Genomic DNA, 21857 nt, shown 5'->3' with positions numbered 1-21857 from the left:
GTAGTATGTTATTCTGTTAGCGGTTTCCCTTTAATTTTTTGCATTACAATACCGATCAATTCTTTCAGTTCGATATAGCCTAAAACAAAAATGTCGGATATTTTAAATTGCAGGTGTTTTTTAAGTGCCCAGTAGCCAAATATAGCACCGGAGAAGAAGGTGAAAATTGAAGCGACTGCCACAGCGTACAAGCTATGGAATACAAAGATGCCCGTAAAATCGCCGATAACGTTAACTGTTAGCATGATAAACACCTTGATCATGTTCAGCTGCGGTTTCCCTATGATATCCAGCGTAATGCCAAAAAACCTATCGATAGGCAATAGCATCACATAGCACATAAAAATGCGAAAGATGTTACCGGCATCTGAATGGTAATATTTAGCACCGAATATGATCCCGATAATGATATCAGCAGCTGCAAAACAAATAATAGCGATAGGAGTGAGCGCCATGGTAAGCATGCCAGCATATTTTTTCATGATGTAGGTAACATGCTTTTTATCGTCACGCTGTACCGCTGCCGACATGGCGGGGAGCGCAGTTGAGATAAAAGCCCTCAACGGGATCTCGAAGATCTCCATCAACCTTTGCGGGATATAATAAACCGCTAAAAGATCCGGACTAAACATCGGTTTTACGATGAGCGTATCCGAGCTACGTAGCAAATAGGAGCTTATGGATGTACCTACACTGTACTTACCAAAATGTGCCATCTCTTTAATGGTAGCCCAGCTTTTACCGGCGATGGTTTTAACCTTGGCCCAGCCTATTATAATGCAGATAATACTGCTAAGCAGATTGGCCGCAAAGTACGAGTAAATGGTTGTGTTAAAATCGGAACGCCCCATAAAAGCAAGTATCACCACCAAAATCAGGAAGCCGCCCTGGTTCATCAGTTGCAAAATGAACATCTTATCAAAGCGTTCTTCGGCTTGTAATATCCATAAGCTTACTGCCGATGGGAGGGTGCAGAAATAGATAAGGCTGAACCATTTTAAGGTGATCACGATATCAGGATCGGTACCCGGATAAACCAAATAGATCAAAAGGTTAACTACAGCGAATGCAGTAGTGATGATAGCCCCCAAATACCATGTAGAGCCGGAAATATTGTGCATCCGCTCGGGCGTTGAGCCAGAGTAAAATTTGATGAGTGATGTTTGCAGGAAACCTGTACGGAAGGTATCGGCCAGCGTAAAAATGATCAGGAAGAATACATAATTACCAAAAGCCTCTTTACTTAACCGGTGAGCAAGCAACGATAGGATCACCATGCCCAACACCGGCAAAACCGCGTTGGTGGCCAATGAAAGCGTGTGTTTGTTTATTAACTTTTTAAATAAACTCATAGCTGGCTTTTACGCTTTTTCCCAGGTTTGTGTTGTGAAATTATACTGTTTAATTACTTTAGCTGGATTGCCTACAGCTACCGAGTATGGTGGGATATCACGTGTAACCACACTTCCGGCGCCAATTACCGAGTGCTTACCGATTGTCACACCGGCAGTTACGGTACAGTTAGCACCTATCCAAACATTATCATCAATGGTGATTTGTTTGGTGGTTACTTTTTGATGGCGAGGCGAAATACTCACGTCCTGGTAACCATGGTTCAACCCGGATATTACCACATGTTGGGCTGTCATGCTGAAATTGCCTATTTTAACCGGGCCTATTACCACGTTACCAATGCCAATGCCGGTTCCTTCGCCAATAAAAACATCGCCTACGCCGTTATTGATCACCGCGAAATCTTCTACAATGCTTTTAGCCCCTAACGAAAATTTATTGAAAGGGAACAGATCCATTCGTGAATTAAACCTAACTACGCTGCCTTTGCCCCGGTGGTGAAAAAAGCGGTTCAGGATAAGCCTTACCCAAAGCCGCGGGCGCGATTGCCCGGTTGGGATCAGCATCCAATGCACCAGTTTTTTAAGCTTGGGGTTTGATTTTATAGATGATACTATCGACATCGGCTTAGTTAGTTATTGTAGCTTGGGCTGTGTTTTGTTGTTGTAGTTTTTCCTGTTCCTGATCATCCAATCGCTTGCAAACCACCATTATAGATATGGCCAGGTAAAACAATATGTTTGATGGGTATTGAACGATAGCCTGCTGCGGAAAGTTGCCAATATTAAAGGCAAAAAGAATGAGCACCATGGCCAAACAGTAATTTTTTAGTTCGGGGTTTTTCACGCTGAAGTAAAAGTTGATCCCCGTTTTAAGTATGATGAAAAAGTGAGTACAGAATAGGATCAAACCTAACCAACCCATCTCTACCGCAACACGTACGTAACCACTATCCGGCGGGAATTTGGCCAGCATTGAATTTGGTGAAAAGCGGCGCCCCCAAACACCTACCGAGCCTAAACCGCCGCCAATAGGATGCGACAGAATGAACGGCTTTATTTTCTTTTGATTCTCTGCACGTACGTTATATGATGGATCATCCGAAGGATTGAATGCCGTTTGGAATCGTTTAATAAGTGGGTTAGAGGTCGGCATCACAATCAAAACGCCGAGCATTGCGCCTGCAATAAGTGTAGAGATCAGCACCCTTTTATTAAAATTGATAACCGCCAACATGGATAAAGCGCCAGGTATCAATACATAAGCGGCCCTGGTACCCGAGTAAAGCATCACATACAAAAAGAAGGCGGCGGTAAAACCCAAAATAACTTTCTTTTTGGTTGGGAGGTTCCCCATCATAAACACAATACACATCAAAGCACCGATAACCATGTTGTATGAAAACGTAACCGGATCTGAAAAAATGCCAAACTTACGCATGTGCCCGTTAATAAACAGCAGGCTAACCCGTAGCGGGTCGGAGTACAGATACTTATGCTCGAATGGAAAAAAACCAAAGTTTTCTTGCTGAAAGGCCGATATACCCGCCAGTACATCCAGAAAAAGCCAGAGCTTCAATATTGTCTTGATAAATTTTACGGTGCGGATCTGGTACACAAAAACATAGTACATCAGCATAATGAAACCGAATGCACGCACAGTGTAAACCCAGGCCAGGCGCGATTCGGCGGCAGGGTTCACAAACTCAAGCAAATTGAAACTCAGCCAAACCAATATCATATAACTGACAGGGTTTTTAAAATAGGTCCAATTCCTTTCAGTTCGTTGCTTTATAAAAAAGCCGAGGATAAGTAAATAGGTAGTAACGTCCATTATCAAACCTATCGGTGCCTCTTCCGGCACAAATTCGGATGCGTAACTGATAAAGAAGGATGCTACGATAAGTACGCAAATACCAAATTCAGGGTAAACGGTTATGGCAAATACTATAGGCAAACCAATAGTTAATACCAGTACAGCGCCAAAGCCTATAAATTGTAGTTTGTAAGTTAAAAAGCTGACAGCGAAGCAACTGATCAACAAAATCAGTAACACAAAAGGATGCGAAAACTTTTGCACCAGCAGATCTTTCCAAAAGCTGGATTTAAGTTTTGTATCGCCTGTTGGTTCAATTCGCATAAAGTAGATGAGTACTGCTTAGTATAATTACAGGAATAAGATTTTTACAGCCCACACAAAAACGCCGATAAAAGCGAACCATATGGTTGCCTTACGCGTTTTTTTTTGCAAAGGAGTTAAATGCTCAAACGGATCTTTTTCAATTTCAGGAGGGTTGAATCTCATTTTAAATATATTTAACGTGAGCCGGTGCATTAAAAAATGCACCGTTTAAACCACAGGCGTTTTTATTTATGCTGATTGTTATAATCAGTTTTGTTAAGCACCCAGCCTGCAAACTTGCCTTCAAGTCCCTTTAAATAGGCTATATGTTGCTTTTGTATATTGTTGATCTTTTTATTGGACTCAAATACCGCGATGGTTTTGTTGCTAAACAGCATCCACTCTTTTGATTTGTTGAGCGCAGTTAAAGGAGCTGTATCAATAATGATCACATCATATTTTGTTCTTAGCTCGTCGAAACGGTTTTTAGCAAAAGCTTCATCCCCAATTTCAAGCAGGGTTACATCACTACCGCGATTACCCAAAATAGTGGTATTACTGCTGCTGATCTCCTGCCCGTATGCCGAACTTTTAAAAAAGTCTTCAACATAAACCTGGGGCTGCGCCGTATTGCTGATGGTTGGATGGTTAAAGTTACCGTCAATCAACAACACCTTTTTATTGATCATGGAGTAGGAGTAAGCCAGGCTGATGGCCAACAGCGTTTTACCTTCGGTAGGTTCGATACTGGTTATGGCCAAAACTCTTTCGCCGTGAAGCTCCTGGTCAATTTCAAACCTGATTGAGCGTAGTAACTCTTTAAAGGTTTTCATTTTATCGCGATGCTCAACATCCCAAAGCTTCTTTAAATCAAGGGTTTCGCCCTGTATTTTGTTCAGGTAACCCAATAACGGAAGCTGGGTTTTATTAACCAGCTCGGTTGGGTTTTTGATGGTATCATCAATATAAAACAGTACAAACAACCAAAAAATACAAACAAAGAAGCTACCCACAAAACTCAGGATAATGAGCAACATCTTTTTAGATGGCTGGGCAACATCCGGTGCGGCAATCTCCACCTGGATCAATTTTATCGAAAAATTTGAACGCAAGTTGGTTTCGTTGTATTTGTTCAATACATCCAGGTATTCTTTACCGGCAATGTCGATATCAAAATCATACGTTTTAACCTTGGCATCAAAAGGTACCAGGCGTGAGAATTTGGCGTTAAGGTTTGCCAGTTCTCCATCAATTGATTTTACGCTGTATTTTGCCAGATCACGCGATACCTCAAGAGTTAGTTTTTGCTTGATCTGATCATCTTTGGCCACCAGCGGATTGCTGATATATTTATCTGATGAGAGGTTGATCTGGTTGGCCAATTGGTTTTGCAGCGAGTCGAGTTCAACTTTGTATTTGTTGTTGAAACCGCTTCGTACATACTGATCTTCCAAAATGTGCAATTGCTCTTGCGTACCAATGATAGCCTGGTTGTATTTGTTAGTTACAGCCTCAACGTATTTACGATCATCGGGTGTGAATTTCCTTTCAATGGCGTCGATAGCACCCTGGTATGATATGGCATCTTTATCGGCTTGCAACTTTTTATCGTTATAAACCATGATCTGACCAAAAATAGCTTTCGACTGTTCATCAAGGTTCAATACACCATTCTGAATCTTATACTGCTGTAGCTCGCCGGTTTTTTCGCTTAGCGCTTTACGTTTGGAGTCTAATAAGTTTGAGAGGAAAGTTACCGCGTTCGATTCGTTTTGCTTTACACTTTGGGTGTAATAATCAATAAACTGCTTACATAGTGTATTAACCAAAAAAGCCGAAAGCTGCGGGTTTTCGGAATCGTAACTAACAGAAATAAAATCGCTGCTCTCATCGCGGGCTATAACCAGGTCTTTCATTATCCCACGCTCATCGTATTTCATCGACCTGAGCAATTCTATAATGCTGTTTTCGGTTTTATCGTAAACGGAAAGAGGTTCTAATTTGGCAAACTTGGTTTTAAGAACTGATAGCGCGGCATCTTTTTCAAAAGGGCGCATCTCCAGTAATTCTTTACTGGGCTTACGAAAAGGAGTGCCTCCACTCAGATCATGGATCATGAGGGAATAAGAAACCTGATCGATCAACTTTTTGAGCTTCATGATGGCTATCAGGTTGCTAAACTCACGGTCAACCTGCTGCTCCTGTACATTGGCAGTAGCATCCTTATCTAAAAGGTGGCGCGAAGCATCAATAATACCCGTGGCAATTTCGGCGTGCGAATTGTAAACATCGGGCAGGTTTTTGACAAGAAAGAACGAGACAATAACAAACACCAACGGAACGATGATGATGATATTTCTGTGTTTTTTTAGTAGATTAAAAAAGTTGCCTATCTCCATATGTTACTTAACGTCTTCCAATTTAGTACCCAACAATTCTTCCAAATTTGTCTTGGCTGTAAATGTCGCTAATTCGGCCTGTACTTTAAAAGAGTTTTGGTTATATAAACTGTTAAGTTGCTCGTTGTAAATCTGAAAAGTTGTTTCGCCTTTTTGAAAAGCGTATTTTAATTGTTTAACTGCGCTCTCGGCGTCAATAACAGCATTAGCCCTTAAACGCAATTCGGCCTGGGCCTCCAGGTAAGCGAAATAGAAACGTTTAACCTGGGCTTCAAGGCTTAGCATATATTCGGCTTGCTGAAATTGCGCTACTTTGTAAGTTTCCTTTGCTTGTTTAATAGCGCCCGGCCTTGAAAATAGTTGGCCAATATTTAAGGATATAGCAATCTGGTAACCCTTAAATATGGTTGGCTGCGAAATATTGATGGATGTTTGCGGACTATAGATATATGATGCCGTTAAACCATCAAGCCATGAAAATACTGTTGAATTATACAAGCCTTTGGCCGATTCAACCTGGCTTTGCCTGGCTTTTACCTCGGGATAATTCTTTTTAGCGGTAGCTATCAGTTTTTCAAGATATGGGTAATTGATATCCTTTATAAAAGAAGTCTCCTGCGCGTGTAACCGGGCGGAGAATATGGTAATAGTAATAAATAAACAAATGAGTTTTGTTTTCACAGGCATAATAGGTTTTATACTTTTTCTTTTTGGAATAAAGCAGGTACGGTACCCACAATAATTTTTAAATCTAACCAAACAGAATATTTTTGAGCATAAAAATTGTCTAATTTTTTTCTTTCACGCTCAGACATATCTTCTTTACCGCGTTTGCTGATCTGCCACAAGCCAGTTAAACCGGCAGGACCCAAAAAGCGCATCGACCACTCATTAGAGGTTAGCATCTCGGCTTCATAAATAGGCAGAGGCCTGTTACCCACTACAGACATGTCGCCGCGTAAAATGTTATACAATTGAGGCAGCTCGTCGAGGCTCGAATTACGTAAAAAGTTACCTAATTTGGTAATACGCGGATCGTTTTTAATTTTTACGAAGGCTGCTGTTTTTTCGCCACCCTCGGCAGCATACTGGTTGTTTTCTTGCGATAATTTAGCCAATAACTGATCAGCATCGGTACGCATCGAACGGAATTTGTAAAAATCAAACACCTTGTAACCGGTACCTACGCGTTTACTTTTATAAAATACGGGGCCTTTTGAATCAAGCTTGATCATGATAGCCACAACCAGCATAACCGGCGAAAGGAAAAACAACATCCCGCCAGAAATTACCAAATCGATAAAGCGCTTACCTGCCGGCATTTTATAAGCCGTATCAACCACTTTTGATAGTTCAAGCAATTTAGGTTTGATCAGTTTAAACCTAACCAAAAAGTTAAGCCTTTCACGAATATCACTAATGGCGAAAGGTGCAGTATAAAAATCATGGACCCTTAACTTCGCTGCCTTTTGCTTTAAAGTTTTATCACTGTGCGATGAAAGCAAAACAATGATCAAACCGCTAAGTAAAAAGCTGCTTTTAACCTCTTCAACCAATTTAACCCATTGGCCTTCTGCATCTACCTCTACCAGCATAATATCCGGTACAGATAAAATTGATTGCTCGCCCAGGTAATCGTTAAGCTGAGCAATTGTATCGTTATATTCTATCTTAAAACCGTCGTTTAAACCCGCTGCTATAACATCCTTAAATTCAGTACCGGCGTAAGCTATCCTGATATTTGAACCCGAACTTTCGTTCCAGTTAGCTGTTTGATGATTCATAAACTTTTAATACTTGATTAATGGCTGTTTTTAACTGTTCTGGTTTAAAGGGCTTGTGGATATAGGCATCTACCTTAAACGGCATTTTGCTCACCTGTTCATCAAGGTCGTGAGCGGCCGAAAGCAGTATTACCGGGATGTCGCGGTAAAAGCCGCTGATCTTTACATTTTTCACGAACGATTGCCCGTCAAAGTAGGGCATTTGAAGATCTGACATGATCAGTTCTGGCATATTGCCGTCTTCCAACCAGCTAAAAGCCTCAATACCGTTGTTTTTAACTACGATATCATAATGTTTTGAGAGAATGAAGTTAAGGAGCTTCAATATACTCAGGTCATCGTCAACAATAAGTAAAGTTGGTTTCATTTTGAATAGTTTGACTTAAGGGAGAGGGGTTTGCTTATGATTGTTGTTATATATTTTTCTGTTTGTAATAGAGTAATATTGATTTTTTATACTCAAATTATTTATTATAATAAATAGTAATTAAGCATTATTGCCAATTTGTATTGGCTGCTAAATATAAATAAATAGTTACATCAATAACTATGTTTGTTTATGCTTAAAGCTTATGCAATAAACATTCCCGAAAACTAAAAAAACGATGATAAGCGGCTCAATGGCCCTTTTTACGTGTTTTACAGGAAATAGTTATCTAAATAATCCTTTTTTAACAGAAAGTTAATAGCGGAAGGTTGTATTGACGAGGAATTAATTCCCGGTAGGGATGCCGGGATTCCCCAAATTGTGGTTGATGAAATAGTGAAAATTGCGGTAATTTAACTTTGAGTTTCTAAAACAGATAAAAAATTGCCTGCGGCGTCTTTGAACCAAGCTATTTTGGGCCCGCCGCCCAGAAAAATACCCTTTTCGTTTGTCTTAAAATTTTCGTCGTTGTATATCTCAAATTTAACTCCGCGTGTGGTTAACTCATCAACCGTATGTTCTACATCAGCTACGGGAAAATTAAGAATGGTAAAGCTGGCCGGTGTATGGTTGGGTTTAGTGTAGATGAGAATTGAACTACCACCGCTAATGTTTAACCTGAGCAAACCCTGCATATCCGGCACATCGCTTACATCTAAACCAAGCACATCGGCATAAAATGTTCTGGCCGCTTCGGTATCATTGACTGAAAACCCGCTGAATGCTTTGCTCTCTTTTAACATAACTTTAGGTGTTGATCTGTAATTAAATACCCGGCAAGATGGGTAATTGTTTGCTTTAGATTAGGTTTATCCCGGCAAAACTTCTGCGCGGCAACCTAAATTGTTTAGGAAAGCTACCAGTGTTTTGGGGCAAATTGTACCTTCATTGCACTGCACCCTCAGGATCCGGTCGCAATCATCCAAATCGAAATTTGCCTTGTGATTGAGGAATGTTTGGTGAATGGCCTCAAGCAGTTTATTTGCGTCGCGGCGCTTGTTCACATTCGTTTTAAAAACTTCTACTATCATAAGTTTGGTTTTTAGGTTTGATTTTTAAGGGATGATGAAGCTATTCATCATCCCTTAAAAGAATATTACGGACGGTTTGGATTGTAAGAGATCATCCAGCTGATGCCAAATTTATCAGTAACCCAGCCAAAGTAATCGCCCCAAAATTCTTCTTTCATAGGGCCGCCTTTTTGCTGATCTTGTGATAAGCCGGAGTGGTACCTATCTGCCTCTTCTTTTGATTCGCAGCTGATGGTTAGCGAAAAATTGCTGCCCATAGTTACCAAACCCATGGCCGATTCAAGTGCATCAGTACCCATCAGCATATTGCCGGGGCCAAGTGGGAGCGCTATGTGCATTAGCTTGTTCTGATCTTCTTCGGGGATTTGCGATGCTTCAGGGCCATCTTTAAAACGCATTACCACGGCAAACTCGCCGCCAAATACTGATTTGTAAAAGTTAAAAGCCTCTTCGGTATTACCGTTAAAGTTTAAATAAGGATTTACGACTAACATGCCTGTTTGTTTTTATGATTTATGGATTGATTGGTTAATTGTTCAGAGTAAAAGTAAGCCGTAGCAAGCCACATAGGAGGGTGCTGTTAAGACATCTTAAGGGGTTAATTGCGACATCAATTATCCCTAAGATAGTTATAGGAGAATAAGAAACATGGGTTTTATACCCTAATTATTTTCAACAAATGTTTTGTCTGATATGAACCGATACAGATACGGTGCTTTATGCGCGCCACCAGTCCATTTTTTGGCAATGCGTTCTAATATTCCCAAGCCTAACATTTTACGCTGAAAGGCGGCGCGTATGAGTTTTTTATTGAGGATGGTTTCGTAAAGCGATTGCAGATCGCCCATGGTAAACTCCTCGGTCATGAGGTTAAAGCCAATGAGTTTTTGGTCGAGGTCGCGCTGCAGGGTTTGCAGGGCTTTACTGATGATCTGTTGATGGTCTTGCATCAAAACAGGCAATTCGTTAAGGCTGTACCAGTTGCAGGTATCCGAGATCTCGTCGGGGGCGGGGATAGCCTTAGTGAAATCAACAAGGGCATAGTATCCCACCGAAACAAAACGTTTAAGCAGCCAGTGATCGGCAGGGGGGATGTATCCCCGGGCTTCCATAATGGCTTTAAGCGGAGTAGGATCGTACCGACTGAGATCTCCAAAAACATAAAACTGCTCCAGGTAAATATTACTCAGCGTAGTACGGCTTTGCAGTACCCGCCGGGCAGCCTGGTTTACATCCTCGTCATCATGAACAAATCCACCCGGTAGTGCGTATAGCCCGGTGTTTTTATACTCAAGCAATAATACCTTTAGCTGGCTATCATGAAAACCAAATATAACGGTATCAATGGCCAGGCCTGGTAAAAAACCAATCCCTTCAACATTGCCTTCCTGCCTGCGAAACTCTTTGCTCATTTACTGTGTAAAATAAAGGCACAAGTAAATAAAAAAATTTGATAGCTGTTGTTTTATTTTTATTATTGTAACATATTGATACAATAAACAAGTGCTTTTGTATCTATCATAACCAAACTAACCAAAACCAGATAATGAAGAAACCAATTTTAGTAATGCTGTTGCTGGCACAGATAGCCTCGGTGCGGGTAATGGCCCAGCTTTCGGCCAACAAAACCACTGTTGAGAATGGCGCGCTTGAGGGTACAAGCGAAGCATCGGGAGTAGTAAGTTTTAAAGGTATTCCATTTGCCCAGCCACCCGTTGGCGATTTACGTTGGAAAGAACCTCAACCAGCCAAAAACTGGGAGGGCACTTTAAAAGCTGATCATTTTGGCCATAATCCTATGCAGAAACCAATTTTTGGAGATATGAGTTTCCGCTCGGCTGGTATGAGTGAAGATTGTCTTTATCTTAACGTATGGACTCCCGCCAAATCATCCCAAGAGAAACTGCCAGTACTGGTTTATTTTTACGGAGGAGGGCTGATGGCCGGCGACGGATCTGAATCGCGCTATGATGGCGAAAGTATGGCTAAAAAGGGGATTGTTACTTTAACCGTAAACTACAGGCTTAGCGTATTTGGTTTCTTTTCGCATCCGGAATTAACCAAAGAGTCGCCAAATCATTCGTCGGGTAACTATGGTTATCTTGATCAGAACATGGCCCTGCTTTGGGTAAAGAAAAATATTACAGCTTTTGGCGGCGATCCGGATCGTGTTACGATAGCCGGCGAATCTGCGGGTTCAATTTCTGTATCGGTACAAATGGCGTCACCCTTATCAAAAAATTTGATAGCCGGTGCTATTGGCGAAAGCGGGGCAGGTATCAAGCCAACACTTTTCCCAATTCCGCTGGCCGATGGAGAGCAAAACGGTGTTAAGTTTGCCGCCAAAGTAAATGCAAATACGCTGGCCGACTTGCGTGCTATCCCCGCCGAAAAATTATTGGATGATGCCTTTACACCGGGAACCCCGCCAATGTCGGCCACTATTGATGGGCACCTGTTGCCAAAATCGCTGCCCGAAATATTCATGGCTGGCGAGCAGGCTAAAGTACCGCTGTTGGTTGGTTGGAATTCGGCCGAGGTGCCGTTTCAATTCCTGATGCACGCCGATGCGCCAACCCTCGAAAATTATAAGAAAACTTTGAGCACATTATATGGTGATAAGGCTGAGGAAGCATTGAAGCTTTATCCGGCTGCCAGCGATGAGGAAGTAATTAAATCGGCAACGGCGCTGTCCAGCGATCGTTTTATCGTGTACAGCACCTGGAAATGGGCCGATCTGCAAGTACAAACAGGAGGGAAGCCTGTGTACCGCTACCTGTTTTCGCGCGTTCGCCCGGCAATGGTGGCTTCGATGGGCAATGCTACTCCTGGTCTGGCCGGTGGTGTGGTAAAAGGCGATGCAAGCAAACCTGCTCCTAAAATGCCGCCGCCGGTTGGCGCATCTCACGCTTCGGAAATTGAGTATGCGATGGGTAATTTAACAGGTAACAAAACATACGCCTGGACGCCCGAAGATTTTAAAGTATCGGAAACGATGGAAAGTTACTTTGCCAACTTTATTAAAAACGCCAATCCTAATGGTAAGGGCTTGCCAAAATGGTCGGCCATTACCGATAATAACAAGGTGAAGTTTATGAATATAGATGTAAAAAGCCAGGAACAGGTCGAGACAGACCGCGCCCGCTACCTGTTTTTGGATAAGGATTATATGAAGTAAGATTCTTTTTTTTTTAGATGTTTGGGCTGGCCTCTGCAATTTTTTGTAGGGGCCTTTTTTATTGTATCTTTAGAGTGTGAAAATCAAGGCGTTAAAAAGTATCTTATCTAAATGGCTATTCACAGCCATGGTGGTGTTGAGCTTTTTTACGTTTTCGGGGTTTGTATCTCCATCCACAATTAAAATTGCTACGCCAAATACAACCTTAATTGCTAAAAGTATCGGTGGGGTTGTAAAATCGGTTTGTTATAGGTTGAGATCAAAACCGACAGCACACAAAGGATGGTTTAACACGCGCCCGGTAAATGATTTTGCTAAATTGAGTTATACTCATACAAAACAAGTGTTGCTACTTGTTAAGCAAATTGCTAAACCGGTTGCAAATAATACAATGGCACATTTTTATCACGCGGCAATTTACCCTCAAACCCTCGCCGACGGCGCTGACCTTATCTAAGCTTCGCTTTTTCTTACCAACCTCATGGTAAGCTAACTCTTCCATTTATCATAATCAATTTATAAAGCAAATGCTTTAAGCACTTTGCCTTGTTACGCATTTCAATATTTTAACAGATGAAAAAGCTTAAAAAACTCATCAGGCTTTGCGGGCTTGTTGTGTTTATAATCCTCGCTGTGGCCGGCATAGGCATTTTTGGCGTGGCCCCCACGCTAACCAAAGACAGAAAACTTTTTGTTGATGAACAATCAAAAACAGAAATAACCGATAGGAGGAAGAATGACAATCAATTACCAGATGAATAGCCAGGAAAGTGGCATTGGCGTGAGTTTGGATATAAAGCTATAACGCTATAACGCGTTAATAACTATCTTTGCTTTATGAACTATTTTGAATTTTATGGCATCCCCGAGTCATTTAACGTTGATCAGGCAGCGCTTAAAAAAGAGTTTTACAAGCTGAGCAAGCTTTACCATCCCGATTTTTACGCTAACGAGGGCGATGAAAAACAGCAGGAGATCCTGGAACTATCCACCCTAAATAACAAAGCTTACCTGGCACTTAACGACCCAGCGAAGCGACTTGAATACATTTTGCAACTTCATGACTTAGTATCTGAAGGGGCAAAACCACAATTGCCTGCAGATTTTTTAATGGAAATGATGGACATTAACGAGCGCCTGATGGAAGTTGAGAATGCCGGAGAATTAGCAAGCATCACTTCAGAAACACTTGCCATTGAGGGTGATATAAACGAGGAGTTGGCAACGCTAACCGATGGCTATGAGCAATTAGACGATACGGCCAAAGAAAGCCGTCTGGTAGACATTGCAAATGTTTACTATAAGCAAAAATATTTGTTGCGAATTAGGGAGAGTTTATCTACATTTGCAGCCCGCTTGTAAGGGAATACACTTACAAAATGCCCAGATGGCGGAATTGGTAGACGCGCTGGTCTCAAACACCTGTGGGAAACCGTGCCGGTTCGACTCCGGCTCTGGGTACAAAGCCTCGATAGTAATATCGGGGCTTTGCTGTTTTTATCACTTTTTTTCTGATTAGATAGCATTCTGGGGCAAGCAAAAATCTTATAAGCGAACAAGAAAAGGTATTTGTTTTGAAATTAGAATATGACCCAATAAGATATGGAGGTAATTTTGAGCGTTTGACATAAAAAAAAGCCTGCAATTAATTGCAGGCTTTTTTTATAATTTGATATTAAGCCCTTTTTTACAGCTTAGACCCTTTAGCGGGCGATAATCACTTTCGCTTCCTTCAGTGGACTTCGTCCGCCGAAGATCGCTACAGCGATCGAAGGCGGAGAGTTAGGGAACAATCACCTATCCAATGTCCACTGTAAATCAATGCTTTCTAATTCTATTCAATTTGAGGTCACCTAATAGATCACCCTTAAATAATCAAATCGCTTGTGCTTATTAAACAAAGATAACTATTTTAAAATATAAAACTGCAAACCCAACACAAAGGAATTCAAAGATGCGTTAGTGCTAATACGCATCGAAGCCGTTTCGGTTCGACTCCGGTTTAGAGTACAAAGCCGTGATTAGGACGAATTTTAGTTCTAACACGGCTTTGGTTTTTTGGTGAAGTGCTGTTAATCAGATAGATAAGCTCTACTGCTGCATTCAGTTTTCCGGTTCGATGTATTAAACCATCAAAACTCCATTTTTCAAGAAAGATCGAACCAATAATATCCCGTTGATGGCCAATATCTGCGTTTAAATACAACAGATCAAGCTTTTTAAGATTTTCGACTGCTTTGTAAACTAAATTATAAATATCTACAGTTACCGCTGTATTGGCTATAAAATCATTTAGCCGGGCTTCCAATATCATGATTTTTTCTTCAGCCTCTGCTTTGATTGTTTTATAGTCACTGCCGCTAATATCATCGGATAGCAGCAACTCCCTCGCTTTAGTTATACGGTTATTATTTTCCGTAATCTGGGTTATATAGTTTTTTCTTTCAGTACGGAAATAATCACTCCCACCATTATATAAATCAAGTATAACCTCCTTGTATAATTCACCCATCCCTGGTTTAGGAATAAACTCACGAAGCTTTGTCAAAAAAGCCATATTAACATGCTCGGCCTTTTAACGACAACCACAAGATGGTTGACAATGATAGTAATGGTAATAATCGTTTCTACCTTTAGATGCACTACCAGTCAGTAAACGGCTGCAACGAGAGCATTTAAGAAATCCTCTTAAAGGTAACTTGTCAGGGACAACTACCAAGATGCCGTGGGAACTATTGATACCAATATCTCTTACCCTCCCATCCATCATCTCTTGTGCTTTATAAAACAAGACTTCTGATATAAGTGGTTGATGTAATCCCTGTACAATCTGCATTTCTTCATTTTTATAGGCAGGTACTAAAACCTTGCCACAGTAGCCAACATTTCTTAAAGCCGTCCTGAAACTTGTCGCGCTGCATTTTAAACCTCGGTGTTTAGCCATTTTCCAAATCTCCTGTGTGGTAAACACGCCCTCTGCTATTTGTTCAAATGACCATCGCATGTGTGTTGCTTCCGGTTCGTCTATGGCAACATACTTCGTACCGTTCTCCCTGGTCTTATTTATATAGCCGGGAGGCGCAACACCTAACCACCTGCCTTCCTTTCGAGCCTGGCGCATACCTGTTTTTACATTCAATGCCCTACGGTCGTTTTCTATTTCGGGTGTGGTGAGGTAAACGGCAAGCATCATCTTATTTTCCGGGATATTCATATCCAACGGCTGTTCAATTGCTTGCGGCTCTACGCCGATTTTTCGCAATGTGCTGATCATTTGGTAGGCATCACTTGCGTTACGGCTAAATCTGTCCCACTTGGTAAATAGTACCAAATCTGTTTTGCCTTTATACTTCTTTAATTCAGCAAGCAACTTTATCCACTCTGGCCGTTCAAATGTTTTAGCAGAATGATCTTCAAAAATGATTTTTCTAACCTTAATAGCGTTGATCTCACAATACTTTAAAAGCACATCTTCCTGAAGACGTTGTGAGTAGCCTTTATCCGCTTGTTCATCAGTACTTACCCTAATATATAAATCAGCTATTCTCATAGTTTTATTTGATATTCAAAAAAACGTTAACGTATTTTTGATTTTTGTTTGAACTTGATTTCCAGTGCATTAAACTCTGCTTCTAGAGCTAATTTACCAAATTTATACATGAAATCCAAAATTATTTTGGCTTCTTCAAGGGTGACTTTCGTGCCATATCCGGCTAATATTTCGACGGCTTTAGCGGGCGTAACATTTCGTTTATTGGAATAAATGATTTGCATATCATACCTGTTTATCAGATACAATATTGTAGACATAATAATAAAGAATTAGGCAAGTAGCCTAAAATTTCATCGTCAAACCCGTTGTTTAACAGGCCCCTGATTGATATGCATGTGCACAATTTTCAGCAATTCTTCGAGATCAAAAGGTTTATATAATATCCCGTCGCAACTTTCGGGTTGATCTGCGTCTGCTGCATTGAAGTATGCAGAGAAAATAATTATAGGGATATGCCGAAATTCGGGATTACCTTTTAATTGCTGCGACAGATCACCTCCATTAGTGTCTGCAAGTCGGTAATCCATTAAAATAAGATCTGGTGCAAAATCACTTACCGCCTCTAATAACTGGTAGCCCCAGGAAATATTCATAACTTCAAAATTTTCGTAAATAAGGGCTTCAGTGACGACTTCCAGTATGGACTCGTTATCATCAAGTATTAAAATGCGTTTATTAGTCATAACAGAATGTTGCCTAAATAAACAATTGCAAGGTAAGAGTATGAAAATTTAAACGTGCGCTATTGAAATAGGAATGTACAGTTGTTGTGTAGAACAACAATTAAAGAATAATTGTTTTGCGATACTATTCGTGTTTTCAAGATATTCATTTCGTTCGTAAAATAGATGCAATACTTAAATTTTAGGCAAGTTGCCTAATCCATGAAATATTGGTACCCACCTTTGATTATCAATTCAGATAATCATGAAAAACAGTGAAGTCATATCCGATCTCAAGGGCCGCAAGTTCAAGGCCATATCTCTAAAATTAAACGTATTCGCACCGAGCCGCGACAGCGGATCAGGCAGCTTTTACGCTCTTTTGTTCCGCTTGACCATCTTGGCCGCAAGTCCGAATCCAGTTAGCAAACTCAATCAAATACCAGGCCGCAAGCGGCCCGGTTTCCGTTTTTTACGCGTCCATTTTTTTGAAAAAAATGGAGCAAGCGGAAGTTGGGCAGAGCCCTACTTTGCTTGCTCTACGCTTCGCTACGAGGATTTAACTTATACTCCGGGTATAAGTTGTAGCGCAGGCTATATTAAAAACATCGAAAAAAGTATAACCCTGGTTATAACCCACCACTAAAAACGACAGGATGAGTAATAAGGATGGACATACGAAAACCCTACGGTTCTCCGATGCACTGGACGAAAAGTTTGGAAAGCTGGCGCAGAAGCTAAACCGCAGTAAACTTCAACTCTTCGGGTTGATGGTCGAATATTTTTACAAGACAAAAAAAGATCCTGCGGATATCAGCGACGAAATGCTGAAGACATCGCTCGCCAAAAACCACGATATCTATATACGGTTTATCCGTACCCAGGAAGATACGCTGCTCATACCCTTAAAAGAAGAAGTTGACCGGATGATCAACAACCAACGCGAAATAGTCAGATACTTTAATGAGCAGGTAGTCAACGCTAACAAAGCCATTCTAACAGGTCAGGAAACACAAGCTTCCAGGCAAAAGGAAACCGACAAGCTGCTTCAGGCTGTTTACAGCCGGATCGATACCAAAGAAAAGCTTAAAGCGAAATTCCTTGTAATCCTTACCGGCTATATTAAAATGCGCGAGGAACTCGGCAGCTTCAAGAACAGGGAAAAAGATGAACTGGCGGAAACTTTTAGAAAACAGATAACAGACTTATAGAAGCCACGATGTATATCAATATCACCGACAGCGAAGCTGGAAATAACGAAGAAAGCAGTAAACAATTGGTTCATTATCTTGAAAAAGAGAACCGCCTAATTGAAAGGCATGAGCCGGAGAGTTGGTTCAACGGTGCAAGCAATGGCATTTTGCCACATGAAGTTGGTAGCAGGCTGGATGACAATATCGCCAAATTAGGCCGGGACGATGCTGAATTTTTTCTGATCAATATCAGCCCCAGTCAGAAAGAAATAGCCTGGCTTAAATCACAATATGGTGAGGATGGTGCCAAAGATATGCTGAAAGCCTTTGCAGTTGGTATCATGGACGAATACGCAAAAAACTTTAATCGACCCGGCATAAAAAGCAACAGCGATCTGCTATGGTTCGGTAAACTGGAAACTCACCGTTATTTCAATCACAAAGATGCTGAAGTAAAAAAAGGTTTTAGAAAACGCGGGGAGGTGAAGCCCGGCGAACAAATGCCCATTCAGGTTATCGTTAGCCAAAGAGATATTACGAACAAGATCAAGCTCAGTCCGTTGAATAAATCACGGGGTTCAAACGCGGAGAATTCTAAAAGGTCGGACAGTTTAACCGGTCGGCCTCTAAAGAGTCAGGTGAAGTTATTATAGTTTTGCAAAATCCATCCCACTCATATTTGCGTAAGTTTGATAATAACACTTATTTATTTAAGTAACGGTTATACATTAAAGTATAAGTTTAAAGGCTGGTTATTTTTAACCCCGGCTAATTGATATCTATCTACCTAAAAAAACACCATGGGATTAGGCGCACCAGAGATCATACTGATCTTAATAGCTGTACTGTTATTGTTCGGCGGAAAAAAAATACCAGAAATGATGAAGGGTCTTGGAAAAGGCATGAAAGAATTTAAAGATGCCCAGAATGGAGATCAATCTGAACAGGCATCCGAAAGTCCTAAGACGCAGTTATAAGATAAGGGCGGCATGGGACAAAAAAGAAATCTAACTTTTCCTGAAGCGCACCTCATTAGGCTCATCAGGGAACGTCATCCAAATGGGGCCAAAGCACTTTACAGTATGTATAGTAGTTCGCTTTACGGCGTTATTAGTCGTATTGTTATTGATGAAGCTGTTAGTGAAGATGTTCTTCAGGATTGCTTCATTAGGATATGGCATAATTTTCATTCGTATGACGAAAATAAAGGTCGCCTTTATACTTGGATGTCAAATATTGCGCGTAACCTGGCAATTGACCAACGACGTTCAAAGGACTTTAGAAACAGCCATCGACACCAAAAGCTTTCAGATTTCAACGAGGAGTTTTATGAAGATGAAGTTTGCAGCTTGCAGGTAGATATTCGATTTCTAAGATCCTATACACAGAGGTTACCAGATAAAGAAAGGGCGATCATTGATCTTATTTATTATCAAGGTTACACCCATGCTGAAGTGGCGGAAGTGTTGCAAATTCCATTGGGTACTATTAAAACGAGGGCTGTAAGAGCGATCAAACGTCTTAGAATTTATTATTCGACGGAAGTTTTGGCTAAAGCCTCCTAATTTACCATCAGGGTTTAGCAGTCCATTCAAATGACTGTTCGTTGATCGGAGACAGATAGTAGACATAGTGTCGCCGAAACCAACGCATTAACCGGTTTAGAAAAATTATTTTCAGTTGGATCAATTCTAATAATTCCGTGTTTCCGGCTAAGCGGGCAGGGGCGTGAATTTCACGTCCCTGCGTTTGCTTTCGCCGGCCTTGGCCGTTGCCTCCACTCGTTCCTTGGCGGTACAATACAAATTTCACAATGAAAATCCGGATAATCTATTTTCAGCGTTTCTAAAGTATCCTAAAACATGTCATATTTTATTTGAGGGTATTTGCTCACGAAAACTTACCCAAAGAATACTCAAGAAATGCAATTTGTTGATTATATAGCTTTTCAGTTCTTGACAGGTATTGTTCAATCTTTTTTACGGCAGTTTCCAAAATGGATTTTTCGGCTTTGAAATTTTTCGCTTTAGGCTTTGGATATCTTTTATCAAAAAGATTGTAGAAAACAAACTCTGTTTCATCATCCGTATCCTTGTAAAGGATATATTGGTAATCATCAGTGAACAGGCTAATTATCTGTTGCAGTTTGGCAAATCTTCCGTCCTGTCTGTTGTATCCCAATTTAAGCTCTATTGCACATCTTTGTACAGTTTCAATCGCTTTAATCATGAATGATATTGCAGACTTGTATTCGTCCTTCTTCAAGTGGGTTTCTATTCGTTTTAACAGGCTGCGGCTCTCTTTATGAGCGTTCTTCCAGCACCTTTCCAACACTGCCTTATGCATTTCGACCGTCACATATTCAGGGTTCGGAATTACAAGGTCCTGATCGGTATATAATACTATCCCTGCATAAACTACCCATTCCCAAAAGCGTGGATTCGTTTTGATTTCATTTAAAGCGTCTTTGACTTTATAAACGATGGGAACGATAAAGGTTTTTCCAAGCCTGTCAGATTGAATTTTATCCGATATCTCAACTTCTGTTAGTCCAACCTGATCATCAACTAAAATTAACGGGTAAATCCTGTCCGCATATGGTAGAGCGCCCAGGTGGCATACGTGCCGGATAAATGGAAATTCTTTTACGAGAGTCTCGGCCATTTCCCCGAATTTAAATTCCTTCTCTAATCTGTTTTTGCGTTTAAGTGCCCGTGGCAACTTCCAATCGTAAAGATTGTAATTTTCCGTATCCTCCATGAGCGTGATGACCTTCCTGCCGTCTTTGGTATAAGATAAATGATGGCCGTTATTTGTAGTAAGGGTTTCCCACACCGCGCCAATAGCAAGTTGTTCGACCATATAAGCTGCCGAGTGTAGTTTTAATAGGTCGTCAAATCATTGGGGCATATTGCCTTCGAATTCTTCTACTGTCAATGCCTTATTGCTAAGGGCTGAGTAAAGCCAGTAATCGAAGTAGTCACGGAGGTCCTGCAAGCCGATATAGCCAAAGATTCGTCTGAAAACTATATATGGATTGCGCTCTTCGTAGAACGACAAATCATCCGGAAAATATTTCCATGTATGTCTTGCAAACCACAATTCACTCCCTTCGACAATTTCGGCCTTATCCCAATCATCGGGGGTTTTTCTGTCGAGCCACAAAATATAACAGATCTCTATCATCCGCACCCACTCGTTTACCGCCTGCACCATTTTTGCAGGGCCTTCTTTGCCACCCTGATAATGTGCATCGCTCAGTGCAAATGTTTTTAATTGTTCCAGCAAACGTTTATTCCTTTCTGGTTCTTCGCCCCAAAAAGCATCTCGTAACGCGCGATACGGATCGCGGATTTCATTAAAAAGCAGGAATTTAGGATAGTGCTCCCATGGTACATAATGTTCGTCACCTCGCATAGCATTTCTTTTTTAATGTCTGTTAATTAACAAAATTCAAACTGCTCATTTGATTATTCAATTCTTTTGAAGGTTATCGAAGATGCGAATTGGGATAACTCAGTCAAATCTGGAAAAATGAGTTAAAAAGTTGAGCCAATCTTGCAAATATTAGATTTTACTTATGCGCCCTAAGTCTCCGAGTCAATTACAACTTACTGTTTCTGCAAAACTCAAAGTAATTTTCATATCCACAATATAATGCTAACACGTCTTTAGTATAATACGAAGGAGGAAATTTTGCAGGTAGGAAATTAAATGTACGTAGAATAGCTATTTCTGAAATTTCATAATTAGTTTCCTTAAAAACAGCACAGGAAATATGCCGTGCATAATGAGCCTTCATCACTGAGATGCCGGTTTTTTTAAGTGCCAAGTTTTTAAGGGCTTGTAAACAATTATCAACGACTGACATTTAGGTTTTTCTATATAATACATATTGTATTATTCTGGTGTTTTGCGATAGGTATAAAATACTTAGAGCTTTTTGGGGTAAAAAATAGATTCAACACTTTCGACGATGAGTTGATTAAGCGAGTATATTAGTGGAAGAAATTTTGAAAAAAACTCCATTACGATTTAAGAGTTGTCGTGCGAATTCACGGAAAGTTTACACCGGTAACATCAACTGCATGTTAGCAAACACCGTTATCACCAATCCCTATCATAGATTAGTGGAACAATTTGAAATCCCCTAAGC

Annotated in this window: 25 protein-coding genes and 1 tRNA gene; 9 read left to right on the top strand and 17 right to left on the bottom strand. The window is 40.7% G+C overall.

What is annotated here, in order from left to right; all coding sequences use genetic code 11:
- Positions 1-8: 8 nt before the first annotated feature.
- From AAFN85_RS23290 to AAFN85_RS23240, 11 genes are all read right to left on the bottom strand, one after another.
- Positions 9-1352 carry an oligosaccharide flippase family protein gene (locus AAFN85_RS23290; protein ID WP_347530116.1) on the bottom strand — a complete coding sequence of 448 codons (1344 nt, stop codon included), beginning with the start codon at positions 1350-1352 and terminating at the stop codon, positions 9-11.
- A 9-nt stretch (positions 1353-1361) separates the two neighbouring features.
- Positions 1362-1976 (bottom strand): acyltransferase, encoded by a 615-nt coding sequence (locus AAFN85_RS23285; protein WP_347530115.1) that lies wholly within the window; start codon positions 1974-1976, stop codon positions 1362-1364.
- 4 nt (positions 1977-1980) lie between these two features.
- A complete protein-coding gene (locus AAFN85_RS23280; RefSeq protein ID WP_347530114.1) occupies positions 1981-3492 on the bottom strand; it encodes an O-antigen ligase family protein in 1512 nt (503 codons plus the stop codon).
- Between the two features lie 227 nt (positions 3493-3719).
- Positions 3720-5873, bottom strand: a complete 2154-nt coding sequence (locus AAFN85_RS23275) for a lipopolysaccharide biosynthesis protein (RefSeq protein ID WP_347530113.1) — start codon at positions 5871-5873, stop codon at positions 3720-3722.
- 3 nt (positions 5874-5876) lie between these two features.
- On the bottom strand, positions 5877-6560 hold the full coding sequence (locus AAFN85_RS23270; RefSeq protein WP_347530112.1) for a TolC family protein: 684 nt from the start codon (positions 6558-6560) through the stop codon (positions 5877-5879).
- An 8-nt stretch (positions 6561-6568) separates the two neighbouring features.
- Positions 6569-7657: a sugar transferase gene (locus AAFN85_RS23265; RefSeq protein ID WP_347530111.1), complete on the bottom strand. Its 1089-nt coding sequence runs from the start codon at positions 7655-7657 to the stop codon at positions 6569-6571.
- Positions 7638-8024 (bottom strand): response regulator, encoded by a 387-nt coding sequence (locus tag AAFN85_RS23260; RefSeq protein ID WP_347530110.1) that lies wholly within the window; start codon positions 8022-8024, stop codon positions 7638-7640. The genes AAFN85_RS23265 and AAFN85_RS23260 overlap by 20 nt, the downstream gene beginning before the upstream one ends.
- Before the next feature lie 413 nt (positions 8025-8437).
- Positions 8438-8827 carry a VOC family protein gene (locus AAFN85_RS23255; protein WP_347530109.1) on the bottom strand — a complete coding sequence of 130 codons (390 nt, stop codon included), beginning with the start codon at positions 8825-8827 and terminating at the stop codon, positions 8438-8440.
- A 66-nt stretch (positions 8828-8893) separates the two neighbouring features.
- A complete protein-coding gene (locus AAFN85_RS23250) occupies positions 8894-9115 on the bottom strand; it encodes a hypothetical protein (protein ID WP_347530107.1) in 222 nt (73 codons plus the stop codon).
- Between the two features lie 65 nt (positions 9116-9180).
- Complete coding sequence (locus AAFN85_RS23245; RefSeq protein ID WP_347530106.1) at positions 9181-9609, bottom strand: VOC family protein; 429 nt, start codon at positions 9607-9609, stop codon at positions 9181-9183.
- A gap of 168 nt (positions 9610-9777) precedes the next feature.
- Positions 9778-10527, bottom strand: coding sequence for an NUDIX domain-containing protein (locus tag AAFN85_RS23240; protein ID WP_347530104.1), 750 nt, complete (start codon positions 10525-10527; stop codon positions 9778-9780).
- A gap of 134 nt (positions 10528-10661) precedes the next feature.
- On the opposite strand from AAFN85_RS23240, the gene AAFN85_RS23235 reads away from it, so the two are divergent.
- The 4 genes from AAFN85_RS23235 (at position 10662) to AAFN85_RS23220 (ending at position 13754) form a co-directional block, all read left to right on the top strand.
- Positions 10662-12293: a carboxylesterase family protein gene (locus AAFN85_RS23235; protein ID WP_347530102.1), complete on the top strand. Its 1632-nt coding sequence runs from the start codon at positions 10662-10664 to the stop codon at positions 12291-12293.
- Between the two features lie 573 nt (positions 12294-12866).
- The gene (locus tag AAFN85_RS23230) at positions 12867-13055 is read left to right on the top strand and encodes a hypothetical protein (protein ID WP_347530100.1); all 189 of its coding nucleotides are present in this window, start codon (positions 12867-12869) and stop codon (positions 13053-13055) included.
- Between the two features lie 75 nt (positions 13056-13130).
- Positions 13131-13655, top strand: coding sequence for a Fe-S protein assembly co-chaperone HscB (hscB, locus tag AAFN85_RS23225; protein ID WP_347530099.1), 525 nt, complete (start codon positions 13131-13133; stop codon positions 13653-13655).
- A gap of 19 nt (positions 13656-13674) precedes the next feature.
- Positions 13675-13754: transfer RNA gene (locus AAFN85_RS23220), tRNA-Leu, on the top strand.
- Between the two features lie 541 nt (positions 13755-14295).
- Here AAFN85_RS23220 and AAFN85_RS23215 read toward each other — a convergent pair.
- From AAFN85_RS23215 to AAFN85_RS23200, 4 genes are all read right to left on the bottom strand, one after another.
- Positions 14296-14850 (bottom strand): hypothetical protein, encoded by a 555-nt coding sequence (locus tag AAFN85_RS23215; protein ID WP_347530097.1) that lies wholly within the window; start codon positions 14848-14850, stop codon positions 14296-14298.
- Between the two features lie 18 nt (positions 14851-14868).
- Positions 14869-15843, bottom strand: a complete 975-nt coding sequence (locus tag AAFN85_RS23210) for a recombinase family protein (protein ID WP_347530096.1) — start codon at positions 15841-15843, stop codon at positions 14869-14871.
- A gap of 26 nt (positions 15844-15869) precedes the next feature.
- Positions 15870-16067 (bottom strand): hypothetical protein, encoded by a 198-nt coding sequence (locus AAFN85_RS23205; RefSeq protein WP_347530095.1) that lies wholly within the window; start codon positions 16065-16067, stop codon positions 15870-15872.
- Positions 16068-16142: 75 nt separating this feature from the next.
- Complete coding sequence (locus AAFN85_RS23200; RefSeq protein ID WP_347530093.1) at positions 16143-16529, bottom strand: response regulator; 387 nt, start codon at positions 16527-16529, stop codon at positions 16143-16145.
- 244 nt (positions 16530-16773) lie between these two features.
- Between AAFN85_RS23200 and AAFN85_RS23195 the strand changes: the two genes are divergently transcribed.
- From AAFN85_RS23195 to AAFN85_RS23175, 5 genes are all read left to right on the top strand, one after another.
- A complete protein-coding gene (locus tag AAFN85_RS23195) occupies positions 16774-17154 on the top strand; it encodes a hypothetical protein (protein WP_347530091.1) in 381 nt (126 codons plus the stop codon).
- 10 nt (positions 17155-17164) lie between these two features.
- Positions 17165-17719 (top strand): BfmA/BtgA family mobilization protein, encoded by a 555-nt coding sequence (locus AAFN85_RS23190; RefSeq protein WP_347530090.1) that lies wholly within the window; start codon positions 17165-17167, stop codon positions 17717-17719.
- Between the two features lie 8 nt (positions 17720-17727).
- Positions 17728-18354: a DUF5712 family protein gene (locus AAFN85_RS23185; RefSeq protein ID WP_347530088.1), complete on the top strand. Its 627-nt coding sequence runs from the start codon at positions 17728-17730 to the stop codon at positions 18352-18354.
- A gap of 147 nt (positions 18355-18501) precedes the next feature.
- The gene (locus tag AAFN85_RS23180; protein ID WP_347530086.1) at positions 18502-18678 is read left to right on the top strand and encodes a twin-arginine translocase TatA/TatE family subunit; all 177 of its coding nucleotides are present in this window, start codon (positions 18502-18504) and stop codon (positions 18676-18678) included.
- A gap of 12 nt (positions 18679-18690) precedes the next feature.
- Positions 18691-19266, top strand: a complete 576-nt coding sequence (locus AAFN85_RS23175) for a sigma-70 family RNA polymerase sigma factor (protein WP_347530085.1) — start codon at positions 18691-18693, stop codon at positions 19264-19266.
- A 325-nt stretch (positions 19267-19591) separates the two neighbouring features.
- Here AAFN85_RS23175 and AAFN85_RS23170 read toward each other — a convergent pair whose 3' ends face one another.
- Together AAFN85_RS23170 and AAFN85_RS23165 are read right to left on the bottom strand one after the other, a co-directional pair.
- Entirely contained in the window at positions 19592-20563 is a 972-nt protein-coding gene (locus AAFN85_RS23170; RefSeq protein WP_347530083.1) for a hypothetical protein, read from the bottom strand.
- A gap of 36 nt (positions 20564-20599) precedes the next feature.
- Positions 20600-21118: a hypothetical protein gene (locus AAFN85_RS23165; protein WP_347530082.1), complete on the bottom strand. Its 519-nt coding sequence runs from the start codon at positions 21116-21118 to the stop codon at positions 20600-20602.
- Positions 21119-21857: the final 739 nt, after the last annotated feature.

The organism is Mucilaginibacter sp. CAU 1740 (genome assembly GCF_039839285.1).
In the GTDB taxonomy this organism is placed as follows: domain Bacteria; phylum Bacteroidota; class Bacteroidia; order Sphingobacteriales; family Sphingobacteriaceae; genus Mucilaginibacter.
Note: the sequence above shows the minus strand (reverse complement) of the source record. Positions and strands in the feature narration are given on the sequence as shown.

Bases quoted from the DNA above. Each gene is read 5' to 3' on its own strand.
- AAFN85_RS23245 (WP_347530106.1), bottom strand. From the start codon at position 9,609: ATGTTAGTCGTAAATCCTTATTTAAACTTTAACGGTAATACCGAAGAG.
- AAFN85_RS23280 (WP_347530114.1), bottom strand. From the start codon at position 3,492: ATGCGAATTGAACCAACAGGCGATACAAAACTTAAATCCAGCTTTTGG.
- AAFN85_RS23255 (WP_347530109.1), bottom strand. From the start codon at position 8,827: ATGTTAAAAGAGAGCAAAGCATTCAGCGGGTTTTCAGTCAATGATACC.
- AAFN85_RS23200 (WP_347530093.1), bottom strand. From the start codon at position 16,529: ATGACTAATAAACGCATTTTAATACTTGATGATAACGAGTCCATACTG.
- AAFN85_RS23180 (WP_347530086.1), top strand. From the start codon at position 18,502: ATGGGATTAGGCGCACCAGAGATCATACTGATCTTAATAGCTGTACTG.
- AAFN85_RS23205 (WP_347530095.1), bottom strand. From the start codon at position 16,067: ATGCAAATCATTTATTCCAATAAACGAAATGTTACGCCCGCTAAAGCC.
- AAFN85_RS23285 (WP_347530115.1), bottom strand. From the start codon at position 1,976: ATGTCGATAGTATCATCTATAAAATCAAACCCCAAGCTTAAAAAACTG.
- AAFN85_RS23185 (WP_347530088.1), top strand. From the start codon at position 17,728: ATGTATATCAATATCACCGACAGCGAAGCTGGAAATAACGAAGAAAGC.
- AAFN85_RS23265 (WP_347530111.1), bottom strand. From the start codon at position 7,657: ATGAATCATCAAACAGCTAACTGGAACGAAAGTTCGGGTTCAAATATC.
- AAFN85_RS23215 (WP_347530097.1), bottom strand. From the start codon at position 14,850: ATGGCTTTTTTGACAAAGCTTCGTGAGTTTATTCCTAAACCAGGGATG.
- AAFN85_RS23175 (WP_347530085.1), top strand. From the start codon at position 18,691: ATGGGACAAAAAAGAAATCTAACTTTTCCTGAAGCGCACCTCATTAGG.
- AAFN85_RS23250 (WP_347530107.1), bottom strand. From the start codon at position 9,115: ATGATAGTAGAAGTTTTTAAAACGAATGTGAACAAGCGCCGCGACGCA.
- AAFN85_RS23270 (WP_347530112.1), bottom strand. From the start codon at position 6,560: ATGCCTGTGAAAACAAAACTCATTTGTTTATTTATTACTATTACCATA.
- AAFN85_RS23195 (WP_347530091.1), top strand. From the start codon at position 16,774: ATGAAAAACAGTGAAGTCATATCCGATCTCAAGGGCCGCAAGTTCAAG.
- AAFN85_RS23230 (WP_347530100.1), top strand. From the start codon at position 12,867: ATGAAAAAGCTTAAAAAACTCATCAGGCTTTGCGGGCTTGTTGTGTTT.
- AAFN85_RS23260 (WP_347530110.1), bottom strand. From the start codon at position 8,024: ATGAAACCAACTTTACTTATTGTTGACGATGACCTGAGTATATTGAAG.
- AAFN85_RS23165 (WP_347530082.1), bottom strand. From the start codon at position 21,118: ATGCGAGGTGACGAACATTATGTACCATGGGAGCACTATCCTAAATTC.
- AAFN85_RS23275 (WP_347530113.1), bottom strand. From the start codon at position 5,873: ATGGAGATAGGCAACTTTTTTAATCTACTAAAAAAACACAGAAATATC.
- AAFN85_RS23190 (WP_347530090.1), top strand. From the start codon at position 17,165: ATGAGTAATAAGGATGGACATACGAAAACCCTACGGTTCTCCGATGCA.
- hscB (WP_347530099.1), top strand. From the start codon at position 13,131: ATGAACTATTTTGAATTTTATGGCATCCCCGAGTCATTTAACGTTGAT.
- AAFN85_RS23290 (WP_347530116.1), bottom strand. From the start codon at position 1,352: ATGAGTTTATTTAAAAAGTTAATAAACAAACACACGCTTTCATTGGCC.
- AAFN85_RS23240 (WP_347530104.1), bottom strand. From the start codon at position 10,527: ATGAGCAAAGAGTTTCGCAGGCAGGAAGGCAATGTTGAAGGGATTGGT.
- AAFN85_RS23235 (WP_347530102.1), top strand. From the start codon at position 10,662: ATGAAGAAACCAATTTTAGTAATGCTGTTGCTGGCACAGATAGCCTCG.
- AAFN85_RS23210 (WP_347530096.1), bottom strand. From the start codon at position 15,843: ATGAGAATAGCTGATTTATATATTAGGGTAAGTACTGATGAACAAGCG.
- AAFN85_RS23170 (WP_347530083.1), bottom strand. From the start codon at position 20,563: ATGGTCGAACAACTTGCTATTGGCGCGGTGTGGGAAACCCTTACTACA.